Raw genomic sequence first — 16,989 nt, 5'->3', positions numbered from 1 at the left:
GCATTATGCCGCTAAAGTTCGCAACACCGGACAATCCCTACGCTCTAGAATAGCGGCGGTTAATCATCGGTTAATCAACGCCACACATTGTGTGCCTCACTTGCATCGAACTAAGGCTTGACCATGCGGCATCTGTTTACCTTTCTGCTGGTGTTGTTCGCGGGATTCGCCCAGGCAGCGCCGGGCAGCCCCTTCGAAACCAAACCCGACTTCCTCCCGGTAGGCAAAGCCTTCGCCTTTACCTCCGAACGTCTTGAAAGCGGCGAAACCCAGCTGTTTTGGCAGATTGCCGACGGTTACTACCTGTACCAGCAGCGCATGAAGTTCGACGGCCTGGCCGAAAAACCCGTGCTGCCCGAGGGTGAAGCCCATAGCGACGAGTTCTTTGGTGAACAACAGGTGTATCGCCAGGGCCTGGAAGTGAAGATCCCCGCTGGCACCACCGGCCAGGTCAAGCTCGGCTGGCAGGGCTGCGCCGATGCGGGCCTGTGCTATCCGCCGCAGTCGATCACCGTGGACCTGGGCGGCAACCCGGCCGTCGCCGCGACCGCGCAAGCCCAGGATCAAAGCCTGGCCAGCGGCCTGCAGCAGCGCAGCCTGGGGTGGAGCCTGCTGGTGTTCTTCGGCCTGGGCCTGCTGTTGGCGTTTGCGCCCTGCTCGTTGCCGATGCTGCCGATCCTCGCTGGCCTGGTGGTCGGTAGCGGCGCCAGCCCGCGTCGCGGCTTTGCCCTGGCCGGCAGCTACGTGGTGTGCATGGCGCTGGTGTATGCCGCCCTGGGGGTGATGGCCGCGTTGCTCGGCGCCAACCTGGCGGCGTTACTGCAAACCCCGTGGATCCTCGGCAGCTTTGCGGCGTTGTTCGTGCTGCTCGCCCTGCCGATGTTCGGCTTCTTTGAACTGCAACTGCCCGCCTTCCTGCGCGACCGCCTCGATAACGTCAGCCGCCAGCAAAGCGGTGGCAGCCTGGTAGGTGCCGGTGTGCTCGGCGCGTTGTCCGGCCTGCTGGTGGGGCCGTGCATGACCGCGCCCCTGGCTGGCGCCCTGCTGTACATCGCCCAGAGCGGCAATGCGCTGCACGGGGGGCTGATCCTGTTTGCCATGGGCATCGGTATCGGCATCCCGCTGTTGCTGCTGGTGACTGTGGGCAATCGCTTCCTGCCCAAGCCGGGCACCTGGATGAACGTGCTCAAGGGCATCTTCGGCTTCCTGTTCCTGGGCACCGCGGTGCTGATGATTCGCCCGGTGGTCGGCGACAGCCTGTGGATCGGCCTGTGGGGCGCCTTGGCGCTGGTGATGGCGTACTGTGGCTGGGCGCTGGCCCGTGAGTCCGGCCTGGCGGCCAAGGTATTCGGCGCTGGTTCCCTGGTGCTGGGTCTGTGGGGCGCGGTGCTGGTGGTGGGGGCGGCCGGTGGCAGCGATGAGCTGTGGCAACCCTTGAAGGTCTACAGCGGCTCAAAGGTCGCCGGTGCACCGAGCGCCCACGATGCCTTCACCACGATCAACGACCCGGCCGTGCTGCAAAGCCAGCTCGACAGTGCCAAGGCCCAGGGCCAATGGGTGCTGCTGGACTACTACGCCGACTGGTGCGTGTCGTGCAAGATCATGGAGAAACAGGTGTTCGGCAAACCCGAGGTGATGGACGCGCTCAAAGACGTGCGCCTGTTACGCCTGGACGTCACCGCCGACAACGCCGCCAGCCGCGAGCTGCTGGGCCGCTACAAAGTGCCAGGGCCACCGAGCTTCGTGTGGATCGGCCCGGACGGTGAAGAACGCCGCGCCCAACGCATCACCGGCGAAGTAGACGCCGCCGCCTTCCTGCAACGCTGGACCCAGACGCGGGACGCTCTCTGATGCTGACCCTCACCATCGGCACCTTCGCCATCGCCCTGAATCACCTGCTGCTGATCAGCGCGCTGATTCTCGCCACCCTGGTGGGCTGGCGCGTGGCCAAGCGCGGCGGCGAAAACCCGGAGTCGGTGCTGTTCAGCCTGTTTCTGCTGGGCCTGCTCGCCGCCCGCGTCAGCTTTGTGCTGATGTACTGGAGTTATTACAGCCACGACTGGGTGGAGATGGTCGACCTGCGTGACGGCGGCTTTCTCGCCTGGCCCGGGATCATCGCGCTGATCCTCGGCGCGCTGGTCTACGGCTGGCGTCGCCCTGCCCTGCGCAAGCCGCTCAGCGCCGGGGTGATCACCGGCCTGGTGTTCTGGGGCATGACCAGCCTGTCCCTCAGTCTGTACGAAAAAGGCACGCGCCTGCCGGATATCACCCTGCGCAATGCCAATGGCGAGGTGGTGCAACTGGCGGATTATCAAGGCGGCCCGTTGGTGATCAACCTCTGGGCCACCTGGTGCCCGCCGTGCCGACGCGAAATGCCGGTGCTGGAAAACGCCCAGCGCATGCGCCCCGATGTGACCTTCCTGTTCGTCAACCAGGCCGAAAGCATGCAAAGCGTCAGCACTTACCTGGCCACCCAGGGCCTGAACCTCGACAACGTGCTGTTCGACGCCAGCGGCCGCCTCGGCCAGGCCGTGGGTTCCATGGCGCTGCCGACTACGTTGTTCTACCAAGCCGATGGGCGCCTGATCAACAGCCACCTGGGCGAACTCTCCGAAGCCAGCCTGGCCCGTGCCATGGAACCCTTCGACAACACCACGACAAGGAAACCGACATGCCTCGCCTCCGCCACCTGCTGACCCTGCTGCCTTTGACGCTAGCCGCTACGCTGGCCCAGGCCGAAGACCTGCCGGCCCCGATCAAACAGATCGAAGCCAAAGGTGCCAAGATCATCGGCAAATTCGATGCCCCCAGCGGCCTCACCGGCTACGCCGCCCAGTACCAGAACCGTGGCATGGCCCTGTACCTGACCGCCGACGGCAAGCACGTGATCGCGGGCAACCTGTACGACGCCCAAGGCAATGACCTGAGCACCGCGCCCCTGGAAAAACTGGTGTACGCGCCGATGGCCAAGGAAGTCTGGGCCAAGATGGAAAACAGCAGCTGGATCCAGGACGGCGATAAAAACGCCCCGCGCACCGTCTACCTGTTCAGCGACCCCAACTGCCCGTACTGCAACATGTTCTGGGAACAGGCCCGCCCGTGGGTGAAGGCCGGCAAGGTGCAGTTGCGCCACATCATGGTCGGCATCATCCGCGAAGACAGCCCAGGCAAATCCGCCGCCCTGCTCGCCGCCAAAGACCCGCAAAAAGCCCTGCAAGAACACGAAGCCGCCGGCAAGGGCAGCAAGCTCAAGGCGCTGGAAAAGATCCCGGCCGAGGTCGAGGCCAAGCTTGATGCCAATATGAAGCTGATGGATGAACTGGAGCTGTCGGCGACGCCGGCGATCTTCTATCTGGATGACAAGGGTGGGTTGCAGCAGCAGCAAGGGGCGCCTTCGCCGGATAAGTTAGTGAAGATTCTCGGACCAAAATAAGCGCCGCCATCGCGGGCGCCATCGCAGGCAAGCCAGCTCCCACATTTGAATGTATTCACAACTCAAAATGTGGGAGCTGGCTTGCCTGCGATGAGCATAGGTATCTACACAACTTTGTGGGTTGTAACAGCAGACGGTAACCACGATGCGAAGCGAGTCGCTCTTGATCTGCTTTTGATCTTGATCTCAGGCGCCCCGTTAAACCACGCTGGCCGAACGCAGGCTTGAATTCGTGGGTAACCCGGCAGGACGCCGGGTTAGCCGCCCCGCGCCATGGATGGCGCGTGGCGGCGGCCCACGGATTCAAGCCTGTGTTCGGGCACACCGAGCCTAAGCGAGGTGCCGAGTGGTGGGGCAAGAGCGTTTTGCTTACTTTTGTCTGGGCCGGCATTCCGGCTTTTCAAAAGTGAGCCGCTGTAAAAGCGGAACCCTAAGTGGCCGTTACCGCAGGAATGGATATGTACTCGGTATAACTGCGTCGGCTGTCAGGCCGCCATCGCAGGCAAGCCAGCTCCCACATTTGGATCGCGGTGCACCAGCTCGATCAGCGTCGGCTGCCAGGCCGTCACGGGAGCAAGCTCCCTCGCCACAGGTCCAGCTGTGTAGATGCCTATGCTGCAATGAGGCCCTGACAGACAACGAAGATCAAAGCCCCTCCAACTCCGCCATCAAATCGCTCAACCGATCCACCTTCTCGGCACTGATCTCATTGCCCTCCACCCCCTCGATATACTCGGCCAACTCCGCCACGGTGCTGCACTCGAACATCGCCCGCAACGGCACATCGCGTTGCAGTGTCTTCTGCACCCGCGAGGCAATCTGCGTGGCCAGCAGCGAGTGCCCGCCCAGTTCGAAGAAGTTGTCCTGCACCCCGACCCGCTCGACCTTCAGCACCTCGGCCCAGATACCCGCCAACGTGGTTTCCAGTTCAGTGCACGGCGCCACATAGTCCTGATTGTGCAACTGGCCGATCTCCAGGGCCGGCAGGGCCTTGCGGTCGAGCTTGCCGTTGGCATTCAGGGGCAGGCGGTCAAGCCATAGCCAATGCAGTGGCACCATGTATTCCGGCAGTTCGGCACGCAGGCGTTGCTTGATGCGCTCCAACTGCTCGCTCGGGTCGAGTGTGGCATCGGCGGCCACCAGGTAGCCGACCAGATGTTTGCCATTGGCCCCCTCTTGCACACCCACCGCCGCGTCGCGCACGAGGGGTTGTTCATGCAGGCGCGCTTCGATTTCACCCAGTTCGATGCGGTAGCCGCGAATCTTCACCTGGTGGTCGATACGACCGACATACTCCAGCACCCCATCGCTGCGACGCCGTGCCAGGTCGCCGGTACGGTAGAGGCGCTCACCAGGCGCGCCAAAGGGGTTGGGTACAAACACCTGGGCGGTGCGCAGCGGATCGCTGACATAGCCACGACCGACACCGGTGCCGGCGACGCACAGCTCGCCCACCGCCCCTTGAGGCACCAGCTCTAAAGCGCCGTCCAGCAGGTACAAGCGGTTGTTGTCGGTCGGCGTACCAATCGGCAGGTAAGTGCCACGGGTCGACGCCAGATCGACGCGGAAGAACGCCACATCATCGGAGCATTCCGCCGGGCCGTAGGCATTCACCAGGCCAATCTGCGGGTAACGCAGCAGCCACTGATGGGCCAGCTCAGGTGGCATGGCCTCCCCGGTCGGCAACATCCAGCGCAGGCCCTCGAGGCTGATACGCTCCTGGGCCAGCATGCCCTGGATCAGCGACGGCACACTCTCCAGCACGGTGATGCCCTGTGCTTGAACATGGGCCAGCAACCCTTGCGGATCATGGGCGATGGTATTGGGCACAATGTCCACCCGTGCGCCAAACAGCGGCGCGGCGAGGAACTGCCACACGGAAATATCGAAGCTTTGCGACGCGGTCTGGGCAATCACATCGGCATCGCTCAGGTTGAGGTACGGCACCTTGCTCAACTGGTTATTGAGCATGCCACGCTGTTCGACCATCACGCCCTTGGGCAAGCCGGTGGAACCCGAGGTGTAGATCACGTAGGCAAGATTGTCCGGGCCGCTGTAGACACCGGGGTTTTCGCCACGGGCGGGCACTTCCTCCCACACCAGCAGTTGGCAATCAACCCCTTGCAGCAACTCGACGGCCTGCTCGCGGCACGCCTCGGTGCACACCAGCAGCGGCGTGCGGCTCATGTCGATGATGCGGCTCAGGCGCGGGCCGGGCAGCCCTGGGTCCAGCGGCAGGTAACCGGCACCGGCCTTGAAGCTGCCGATGATCATGCCGAGCAAGTCCAACCCACGTTCAGCCAGCAACGCCACCGGTTGGTCCAGGCCCACACCGGCCGCAATCAACGCGTGGCCCAGGCCGTTACTGCGGCGGTTCAGTTCGTCGTAGCTCCATTGCTGGTCCAGGCAACTGGCGGCGATGCGCTGCGGATGCTCTGCCACCTGGGCCTCGAACAGCTCGATGTAGCTCGTCTCCAGCGGATAGGCTCGCTCACTCTGGTTACAGCCCGCCACCAGGAATTCACGTTCCTGCTCGCCAATCAGCGCCAGCTCGGCCATGTCGCCATGGAAGCCCTGCACCAGCGCCAGCAACAGGCGCTTGAACTCAGCGAGCATGCCTTGCACGGTGCTTTCGTCGAAATAACGCTGGTCGTAGGACAGGTGCAAACCGAGGTCATCGCCGGGGTAGCACACCGCCGTCAGCGGGAAGTTGGTGTGGGTACGCCCGGAATCCGAGGTGGCGTTCAGGCTTTGTGCACGGTCCAGCACCGAGACTTCCACTGGCGCGTTCTCAAACACAAACAGGCTGTCGAACAGCGGCTGGCCTTTGGGCAATTCGCTGTGTTCCTGGATCGTCACCAACGGAAGGTATTCGTACTCGCGCAGTTGCATATTGCTGTCGAGCAAGGCGCTCAACCACTGGCGCACGCTGCACGTCTGGCCGTCCTCGGGCAGTTTCACCCGCAGCGCGATACTGTTGATAAACAGCCCCACGGTGCGTTGCATCTCGGGCATGTCCACCGGGCGCCCGGCCACGGTGACGCCGAACAGCACGTCGCGATCGCCACTCAAACGCCGCAGCACCAAGGCCCACGCCGCCTGGGCGAAGGTGTTGACGGTGAGCTGATGCGCCTGGGCCAGTTCGCGCAGTTGCGCACCGTCGCGGGCATCCAGGCGGGTGTAGCAGTCGCCCACCACCATGCCGCCACTGCCACCGGCGTGTTCGCGCAGGAACGGGCGGTCACTCGGGATCGGCGTGGCGCGCTCGAAGCCTTGCAAGTTTTGCTGCCACCACTGGCGCGCCTCGTTGAGGTCCTGGCGTTGCAGCCAGGCAATGTAGTCGCGATAGCGCGGCGGCGTCGCCAGTTGCGCATCGCGGCCTTCGCCCAGGGCTGTGTAGATATCGAAGAAGTCATTCATCAGCAGCGAACGGCACCAGGCATCGATCAGGATGTGGTGGTTGCTCATCATGAACCAGTAGCGCGCCTCGCCCACGCGAATCAGGCGCAAGTGGAAAGGCGCCTGGTTGAGCAGGTCAAAACCGGCTTCGCGCTCGGCCTTGAGCAAGGCTTGCAGACGCGGCTCGTGCTCATCCTGCGGGTCGGCGCTCCAGTCTAGGTACTCGATCGGCGTACTGCCGGGCTTGTGGATCACTTGCAGCATGTCTTCGCCGACGTTCCAGCAGAACGAGGCGCGCAAGGCTTCGTGGCGGGCGATCACCGCTTGCCAGGCCTGGGCAAAACGCTCCGGGTCCAGGGCGCTGTTGATGCGGTAGCGGTCCTGCATGTAATACAGGCCGGTGCCGGGCTCCAGCAGGGTGTGCAGCAGCAAGCCCTCCTGCATCGGAGTCAGCGGGTAGACGTCTTCGATGGCGCTGGCCGATACCGGCAAGGCGTCCAGTTGCACCTGGGTCAGGCGCGCCAGGGGGAAGTCGGACGGCGTGAGGCCACCGGCATCGTCCTGCAGGCAATGGGCGATAAGGCTGTGCAATTCGGCCAGGTAAGCTTCGGCCAGATCGCGAATTACCTGCTGATCATGCCGCTCACGGCTGAACGTCCAGCGTAGCACCAGCTCGCCGCCGTAGACCTGGCTGTCGATGCTCAGTTCATTGGGCAATGGCGCATCCGGGTCATGGGCCAGGCCGGCGGATTCCTCCAGCGGATGGAACAGCGCGTCAGTGCCAAAGCTCTGGTCGAACTGACCCAGGTAGTTGAAGGTGACCTGCGCGCTCGGCAATGCGGCCATGCTCTGCTTGCACAGGTCATCGGCCAGGTAACGCAGCACGCCATACCCCAAACCTTTATGGGGCACGCCACGCAGTTGCTCCTTGATTGCCTTGATCGAGTCGCCCTGCTCGGCCTGCGGCGTCAGACGCAACGGATAGGCACTGGTGAACCAGCCCACGCTGCGGGTCAGGTCGATATCATCGAACAAGGTTTCGCGGCCATGGCCTTCCAGTTGGATCAGTGCCGAGGCCTGCCCGCTCCAGCGGCACAGTACGCGGGCCAGGGCGGTCAGCAACAGGTCGTTGACCTGGGTGCGATAGGCACTCGGCGCCTGTTGCAGCAACTGCCGGGTGCGCTCGGCATCCAGGCGCACGCTAACCGTTTCGGCATCGCTATTGCGCCGTGCGCCTCGGGGACGCTGTACTGGCAAGGCCACGGTGGGGCCAGCTAGTTGCGCTTGCCACAGGCTCAACTCTTCGCGCAAGGACTCACTATGGGCATAGGCTTGCAAGCGCGCAGCCCAATCGCGCAGCGCGCTGGTTTTGGCCGGCAGGCTGACGGACTGGCCTTCACTGAGTTGGCGATAAACGTTTTGCAGGTCTTCCAGCAGGACGCGCCACGACACGCCGTCCACCACCAGGTGATGGATGGCGATCAGCAAGCGCTGCTGACCTTGCGGCCCGTCCACCAGCAAGGCGCGCAGCAGCGGCCCCTGTGCCAGGTCGAGGCTGCGCTGAGTGTCGGTGAACAACGCCGTGCACGCCTGCATGTCGCGCACCTGCGCCTGCAGCAGCACGCCGCCTTCCGGCACGCCCAGGTGTTCGGCATGCCATTGCGCATCGCGCGGGGTAAAGCTCAAGCGCAGCGCGTCGTGGTGTTCCAGCACCGCCAGCAGCGATTGCTCCAGGCGATGGGCATCGAGCAGTTGCAGTGGCTTGAGCACCAACGCCTGGTTCCAGTGCTGGCGCGCCGGGATATCGGTGTCGAAGAACCAGTGCTGAATCGGCGTGAGGCCCGAGGGGCCGGTCAGCAGCCCTTGCTCGGCGATGACGCGCTCCGAACGGGTCGACACAGCAGCCAGGCTCTGTACCGTCTGGTGCTGGAACAGGTCACGGGGGCTGAAATGAATGCCGGCCTGCCGCGCCCGGCTCACCACCTGGATCGACAGAATCGAGTCGCCGCCCAGTTCAAAGAAGTTATCGTCGAGGCCCACTTGCTCCACGTTCAGCACCGCGCACCAGATGGCGGCCAGGCTGTGTTCCAGCTCGCTGCGCGGCGCCACGTAGGCTTGGCGATTGGCCTCTGGGTCCGGCTCAGGCAAGGCGCGGCGGTCGAGCTTGCCGTTGGCGGTCAGCGGCATGCTCTGCAGCACGATCAGATGCGCGGGCACCATGTAGTCCGGTAGTTGCGCCTTGAGGTGCGCCTTCAACGCGTCGCGCAAGGCGGCGTGCTCGGCATCGCTGACCAGGTACGCCACCAATTGCTTGCCGCTCGGCGCATCCAGTGCCAGCACCACCGCTTCGCGCACAGCTTCATGTTCGAGCAAGCGCGTTTCGATTTCGCCCAGCTCGATGCGAAAACCGCGGATCTTCACCTGATGGTCGATGCGCCCCAGGTACTCCACCAGGCCATCGGCGCGTTGCCGTACCAAGTCGCCTGTGCGGTACAGGCGCCCGCCCTTGCCAGCAAACGGGTCTGCGACAAAGCGCTCCGCCGTCATCCCCGGCCGCTGATGATAACCCTGGGCCAGGCCGGCGCCACCGATGTACAGCTCACCGCTGGCGCCCTGGGGCACCAGCGCCAGGTCGGCGTCGAGAATGTAAGCCACGCGCTCGCCGACGATGCTGCCGATCGGCACGCTGCCAGCGCCCTCCTCCAACTGCTCGGGCGCCAGGCTGGCCAGGGGCATCACCACGGTTTCGGTGGGACCGTAGGCGTTGAAGAACAGCTGGGGCGTAAACGCCGCACGGATGCGTTGCAGGTGTTCGCCGGTCAAGGCTTCGCCACCGGTGATGCACATGCGCACCGGCAGCGTCTGTTGCTGGGTCGCCAGCCACTGCGCCAACTGGCTGCCGTAGCTCGGGGTGAAACCGAGCACATTGATGCGATGGGTACGGATCAGCGCGCAGATTTCCTCCGCATCCCACTGGCCCTGGGCGCGCAATACCACCCGCGCCCCGCACAGCAGCGGCACCAGCAAACGCTCGGTGGCAGCATCGAAGTTGATCGAGTAAAAGTGCAGCTCGCAGTCATCCGGGCGCATATCAAAGCGCTCGATCACCGCCTGGCAATGCATGGCGATCTCACCGTGGGACACCACCACGCCTTTGGGCTTGCCCGTGGAACCCGAGGTGTAGATGAGGTACGCCTGGTGTTGCGCCAGACTCACGAACGCCAGCGCTTCGGCGGGGTAATTCGCCAGCACCGGCGAGTCATCCTCCAGGCACCAGCACGCCACCGTCGCCGGCAACTCACCAAGAGCTTCGAACAGGGCCGCATCACTGAGCAGCAGACCGATGTCACTGTCTTCGATCATGTAATGCAGGCGGTCCAGCGGGTATTCCGGGTCCAACGGCACATAGGCACCGCCGGCCTTGAGGATCGCCAGCAAACCGACGACCATTTCCAGCGAACGCGGCAGCGCCAGGCCCACGCGCATCTGCGGGCCCACGCCACGCTCGCGCAGCATCCAGGCCAGGCGGTTGGCGCGCTCATCCAGTTGCGCATACGAGAGGGTCACACCGGCAAAGGTCAGCGCCGGGGCATCCGGCCGCTGGCTGGCCTGCTGGCTGAACAGTTGATGGATGCACTGGTCGAGGCGATGCTCGCCCTTCTCCACCCCCAGGCTGTCCTGCAAGGCGCGTTGTTCATCTGCGCTCAGCAACGGCAATTCGCTGAGGCGCTGGCCGGGATCGGCGACCAACGCTTCGAGCAGGTTGCGCCAATGCTCGGCCATGCGCGCGATACGCGGCTCGTCGAACAGGTCGGTGCTGTAGGTCAGGCAGCAACCCAGGCGATGGTCGAGGTCGGTGACTTCCAGGTTGAGGTCGAACTTGGTCGCCCGCGCATCGTTGGCCAGGTACTCCACGGTCATGCCAGCCAGTTGGCGGCTTTGCTGGAATTCCCAGCGCTGCACGTTGCACATCACCTGGAACAACGGGTTGTACGCCGCGCTGCGCGGCGGTTGCAGGGCTTCCACCAGATGGTCGAACGGCAGGTCCTGGTGGGACTGGCCCTCGATCACGGTATGGCGCACCTGCTCGAACAACTCGCTGACCTGCATCTGCCCATTGAGCTGGCAACGCAGCACCTGGGTATTGAGGAACGCGCCAATCAAGCCTTCGCTTTCCGGGCGGATACGGTTGGCCACTGGCGCGCCGATGCGCAGGTCGGTCTGGCCGCTGTAGCGGTAGAGCAACACCGCCAGGGTCGCGGTCATGGTCATGAACAGCGTGAGGCCGTACTGGGCGTTGAAGGCACGCACGCGGGCGGCCAGCTCATCGCTCAAATCAAACCGGTACAGCTCGCCCCGATGGCTTTGCACCGGTGGCCGCGGACGGTCGCCGGGCAGTTCCAGCAATGGGTGTTCGTTGCCCAGTTGGGCGGTCCAGTAGTCCAGCTGACGCTGGCGCTCACCGGCTTCCATCCACTGGCGTTGCCACACGCTATAGTCGAGGTACTGCACCGGCAACGCTGGCAGCGGTGAGTCGCGCTCGTCGATAAAGGCTTCGTACAAGGCGCTGAGTTCACGGGCAAAGATGTCCATTGCCCAGCCTTCGGTGACGATATGGTGCAGGGTCAGCACCAGGTAATGTTCCTGCTCGCCGGCCTTGACCAGGCAGGCGCGCAACAGCGGCCCGGTTTCCAGGTTGAACGGCGTGTGCGCCTCGACATCGGCCAGTTGCTGCAAACGCTGCTGGCGCTGCGGCTCATTCAGCGCGGAGAAATCCTGCCAGTCCATGCGCACGCCGGTTTGCGCCGAGACCTTCTGACACGCCACACCATCGACACTTGGGAAGGTGGTGCGCAGGGTTTCGTGACGCATGATCAAGGCCTGCAAGGCGGCCTCGAAACGCCCCACATCCAGTACCCCGCGCAGGCGCGCCATGCCGCCGACGTTGTAGGCCGGGCTGTCCGGTTCCATCTGCCAGAGGAACCACATGCGCTGCTGGGAATAGGACAAGGGGACCGGCTGGCTGCGGTCGACTTTGGCGATGGCAGTCTGTTGGTTGCGCTGGCCCGCCGCCTGGATCAGCCCGACCTGCTGGGCAAAATCGCCCAGCTCGCTGGCTTCGAACAGGGTGCGCAGGGGCAGTTCGACGTCACAGGCCTGGCGGGTGCGAGAGATGATTTGCGTGGCCAGCAACGAGTGCCCGCCGAGTGCGAAAAAGTCATCGCGCAGGCCGATGCGTGGCAGGCCAAGCACCTCGCGCCAGATCGCGGCGATTTGCAGTTGCAAAGGTGTGTGCGGTTCGACGTGTTCGCGGGTTTGCCATACCGGCTCTGGCAAGGCACGCCGGTCGAGCTTGCCGCTGGGGCTCAGGGGCATGGCGTCCAGGCGCATCAGCAGCGCGGGCACCATGTACTCCGGCAACTCGGCGGCCAGGGCAGTTTTGACCCTTTGCTCATCCAGTTCGGTGTCGGCGGTGTAGTAGCCGATCAACTGTGCATCACGCACCAGCACCACGGCCTGGGCAATGCCTACCTGGGCCAGCAGGCGCGCTTCGATTTCTTCCGGCTCCACCCGGAACCCCCGCAGTTTGACCTGCTGATCGAGGCGCCCGAGGTATTCGAGCACGCCATCGGCGTTCCAGCGCGCACGGTCACCGGTGCGATACAAGCGGGTGCCCGCCGCGCCCAGCGGGTCGGCGACAAAACGTTCGGCCGTCAGCCCGGCACGGCCCAGGTAACCCCGCGCCAGGCCGATACCGCCGATGCACAGTTCGCCCGGCACACCGGCCGGCAACGGGTTGAGCTGCTCGTCCAGTACGCGGCAGATCACATTGCCCAACGGCCGACCAATCGGCGAGCGCTCGCCATCCGAGACGGCGCACTGCCAGTGGGTGACGTTGATCGCGGTTTCGGTCGGGCCATAGCGGTTGTGCAACTGCACCGCTGGCAAGCGCGCCAGTACGCGGTTACGCAGTTCGGCGGGCAAGGCTTCGCCGCCGGAGAACAGGCGACGCAGGCTGGTGCATTCGGCCACCAGCGGCTCGTCGATAAACAGCTGCAACAGCGGCGGCACGAAGTGCAGCGTGGTCACCCCATGTTCCTGCACAAGCTGCGCGATGCGGTGCGGGTCGCGATGTTCGCCCGGCCCGGCCAATACCAGGCGGCAGCCAGTAATCAATGGCCAGAAGCATTCCCACACCGACACGTCGAAACTGATCGGCGCCTTTTGCATCAGCACATCGGTTTCGTTCAGTTGATAGGTGGCCTGCATCCACTGCAAACGCTCGGCCAGGGCGCCGTGGGTGTTGCCCACGCCTTTGGGTTGGCCGGTGGAACCGGAGGTGTAGATCACGTAGGCGAGGTTATCGCCGTGCAGGTGCAAGCCTGGCGCCTGGGTCGGCCAGCTGTCGAGGTGCAGGCTGTCCATGGCAATCACGCACACGCCTTCGGCGCTGGGCAGTTGGGGCAGCAACGCGGTCTGGGTGAGCAGCAGTTGCACGCCGCTGTCCTTGAGCATGTAGGCCAGGCGTTCGGCGGGGTAATCCGGGTCCAGCGGCACGTAGGCGCCACCGGCCTTGATGATGGCGAGCAGGCCGATCAGCAGTTGCGGCGAACGCTCGGCGGCGATGGCCACGCACACGTCCGGGCCGACGCCTTTGTCGCGCAGGTAATGGGCCAGGCGGTTGGCCTGGGTGTGCAATTGGGCGAATGTCAGGCTGCCGTCCTGCCAGACCAATGCGGTGGCGTCCGACGTCTGCTGATTGAGCAGCTCGGGCAGCCAGTGCCGGGCCGGCGCGCAGGGGGCTTCGCTCCAGGGTTGCTGTTCGTCAGCCTGCATCAACGGCAGATCGCCGATGGCGTGTTGTGGTTGCGTACACACAGCTTGAAGTAGATGGATGAAGTGCTCGGCCAGACGCTGGATGGTCGCGCAATCGAACAGCTCGTCGGCGTAGTCGAACGACAGGCTCAAGCGCCCATTGCGATCTTCTTCGCTGTGCAGTTGCAGGTCGAACTTGGCTTCGCGGCTGTGCCAGGGCAACTCATCGGCCAGCAGGCCCGGCAGGCGGCGCAAGGCACTGAGGTCGCGCTGCTGGTGGTTGAACATGACCTGGAACAGGCCCTGCTCGCGGGCCTGGGGGAAGGCTTCCAGCAGTTGTTCGAAGGGCAGGTCCTGATGCGCCTGGGCGGCCAATGTGGTCTCGCGGGTGGCGGCCAACAACTGATTGAACGGCAGGCGCCCGTCCAGTTCGGCGCGCAGCACCAGGGTGTTGATAAAGAAGCCGATCAGGCCCTGGGTTTCATGGCGTGGGCGGTTGGCATTGGGCACGCCGATACGGATGTCGCGTTGGCCGCTGTAGCGATAGAGCAAGGTCTGGAACGTCGCCAGCAGCAGCATGAACGGTGTTGAGTCATGAGCCTGGGCGGTCTGGCGGATCGCCGCACTGAGGCGCGCATCCAGGCGCTGGCGATGGCGCGAGGCGCTGTGCCGATGCTGGGCGGCACGCGGGTGATCGGTGGCCAGGTTCAGGGCCGGGTGCTCGTCACCCAACTGCGCTTTCCAGTACGTCAGCTGTCGCTGGCCCTCGCCTTCGGCCAGCCATTGGCGCTGCCAGGTGCCGTAGTCGGCGTATTGCAAGGCCAGCGGCGGCAACTCCAGGGACTGGCCTTGGGCGGCAGCGGCGTACAGGCGCGAGAACTCGTCGATCAGGATATTCAGCGACCAACCGTCGGCAATGATGTGGTGCAAGGTCACCAGCAATTGGTGCTCTTCGTCGTCCAGGCGCACCAGGGTGACCCGCAGCAACGGGCCTGTTTCCAGGTCGAACGGGCTGCGCGCCTGGTCTTCGCGAACCTCTTGCGCACGGGCTTCGCGCTCGGTGTTGGGCAGGTCGCTGAGGTCGATGATCGACAGTTCGAAATCCGCCGTAGCCTCGACACGCTGGAACGCCTGGCCGTCGCGCTCGCAGAAGCGCGTGCGCAGGGCTTCGTGACGCTGGATCAGTTGCTGGAAGCTGTGGCGCAGTGCGTCTTCATCCAGCTCGCCGCGCAGGTGCAAGGCGCCGGGAATGGTGTAGGCACTGCTGTGAGGGTCCAATTGCCAGGTGATCCACAGGCGGTTCTGTGCCAGGGATTGGGGCAGGTCTTCTTGACGTGACAGCACGTGGATTGCGCCTTGGGCCACGCCGCCATCCTGTTGCAGCTGCGCGACGGCCGTGGCGAAGGCGGCGAGGGTCGGCGCTTCGAACAACAGGCGCAGGTTCAGCTCCAGCCCCAGGCTTTCGCGCAGGCGGGCGACCACTTGGGTCGCGGTGATGGAGTTGCCCCCCAGCAGGAAAAAGTGATCGTCGCCCGCCACATGAGCCAGTTGCAGTTGTTCGCACCAGATCGCCGCGATCTGCTGTTGCAGGTCCGATTCCAGCGCCACTTCGCTCGCCTGCCCCGGCTGCCCGGGGAACTGCGCGTAGCTGTCGAGGCTGCCATCGGCATGCCGAATCGCACAGGCGGCACGCTGCACTTTGCCGCTGGAGGTCTTCGGCAAAGCGCCTGGGTTGAGCAGCACCACCACGCTCGGGGCTTGCTGGCAGGCCTCGGCCACGGCTTGGCGGATCGCCTTGATCAGCGCTTCGGGCGGCAGGATTTTCTGCACGCTGCGGCTGATTTCCGCGGCGATGCCGATGCCTTCCAGGCCCTGGTCATTGACCGCAAACGCGGCGACCCGGCCCTTGCGCACCACTTCCACTTCGCGCTCGATGGTCTGTTCGATGTCTTGGGGGTAGAGGTTATGGCCGCGCACGATCAGCAGGTCTTTCAGGCGCCCGGTGATGTACACCTCACCGTCGCGGATAAAACCCAGGTCACCGGTGCGCAACCAGGTGCGGCCAGCATGCTGGACGAAGGTCTTGGCGCTGGCTTGCGGGTTGCGCCAGTAGCCGTGGGCGATGCTCGGGCCCGTGGCCCAGAGTTCGCCGACGCACTGGTCGGGCAGCTCGGTGAGGGTGTGCGGGTCGGCGATCAGCACGGCGTGGTCCGGCTGGCTGGTGCCGCAACTCATGATCGCAGGGCCCTGCCCCGGTTCGGCACGGTTGGCGGCGAGCGCCTGTTCGTCCAGGCGCAGGGCGGGAATGCCACGGCCACGGGTACCGCCGGCGACAAACAGGGTGGCCTCGGCCAGGCCGTAGGAGGCGAAGAAATTATTCGGGGTGAAACCACAGGCCGCGAATTTTTCCGCAAAGCGTTCCAGGGTGTCGAGGCGGATCGGCTCGGAACCCGAATAGGCGACGCGCCAGCGGCTCAAATCCAGGCGCTCCAGGGCCGACTCACTGACTCGTTCGCTGCACAGGCGGTAGGCGAAGTCCGGGCCACCGCTGATGGTGCCGCCGTATTCGCTGATCGCCTCCAGCCAGCGCAAAGGTCGGCCAAGGAAGTAGGCCGGCGACATCAACACGCAGGGCACGCCGCTGAAGATCGGTTGCAGCAGGCCGCCGATCAGGCCCATGTCGTGGTACAGCGGCAACCAGCTGACGATCACGTCATCGGGGTTGAGGTCGATGCCAAAACCACGGCGGATCAGCACTTCGTTGGCCACCAGGTTGCCGTGGCTGACTTGCACGCCTTTGGGCAATGCGGTGGAGCCAGAGGTGTATTGCAGGAACGCGATGTCGTCGGCCTTGAGGTCGGGCTCGACCCACTGGTCGGCCTGCTGCGCCTCCAGGGTGTCGACGCTCAACACCTTGGGCGCGTTTTCAATCTGCGCCAGGCCCTCGCTGAGGCTGGCAATGGTCAACAGCAGCCGCGGCTCGGCATCGCTGATGATCGACAGCAGGCGCTCCTGGTGATGACGACGCGTGGATTCCGGTGGATACGCCGGCACCGCGATCACCCCGGCGTACAGGCAACCAAAGAACGCCGCCACATAGTCCGGGCCGCTCGGGAACAGCAACACCGCACGCTCGCCCAGGCCAGCGTTGGCTTGCAAGGCAGCGGCGATGGTGCGGGCGCGTTGGTCGAGGTCGCGATAACTGAGCACCACACTGTGCTCGGCACTCTCGGCGAGGAAGCGCAACGCCACCTGGTCCGGCGTCTGCGCAGCACGCTGTTGAAGGGACTGGACCAGGGTGCGGGGGAGTTCGAAGGCGTCCATCATGGGGTTCCTGCCTG

4 protein-coding genes are annotated in these 16,989 nt (G+C 64.5%); 3 read left to right on the top strand and 1 reads right to left on the bottom strand.

All coding sequences use genetic code 11. The features are described 5' to 3' along the window. The first annotated feature begins 123 nt into the window (after positions 1-123). The 3 genes from dsbD to dsbG are packed head-to-tail and all read left to right on the top strand — an operon-like array spanning position 124 to position 3,433. Positions 124-1,851, top strand: coding sequence for a protein-disulfide reductase DsbD (gene dsbD / locus HBO10_RS13360; RefSeq protein WP_034126123.1), 1,728 nt, complete (start codon positions 124-126; stop codon positions 1,849-1,851). Beyond that, entirely contained in the window at positions 1,851-2,696 is an 846-nt protein-coding gene (locus HBO10_RS13355) for a TlpA disulfide reductase family protein (RefSeq protein ID WP_034126122.1), read from the top strand. Before dsbD ends, HBO10_RS13355 begins: the two co-directional genes overlap by 1 nt. Next, positions 2,672-3,433, top strand: coding sequence for a thiol:disulfide interchange protein DsbG (gene dsbG / locus HBO10_RS13350; protein ID WP_020302229.1), 762 nt, complete (start codon positions 2,672-2,674; stop codon positions 3,431-3,433). Before HBO10_RS13355 ends, dsbG begins: the two co-directional genes overlap by 25 nt. A 645-nt stretch (positions 3,434-4,078) precedes the next feature. Here the strand turns inward: dsbG and HBO10_RS13345 are convergent. Continuing rightward, entirely contained in the window at positions 4,079-16,975 is a 12,897-nt protein-coding gene (locus HBO10_RS13345) for a non-ribosomal peptide synthetase (RefSeq protein WP_034128164.1), read from the bottom strand. Between the last annotated feature and the right edge of the window lie 14 nt (positions 16,976-16,989).

The organism is Pseudomonas sp. WS 5503 (genome assembly GCF_012985385.1).
Lineage (GTDB): Bacteria > Pseudomonadota > Gammaproteobacteria > Pseudomonadales > Pseudomonadaceae > Aquipseudomonas > Aquipseudomonas paracarnis.
This window is presented reverse-complemented; position numbering and strand designations above follow the sequence as displayed.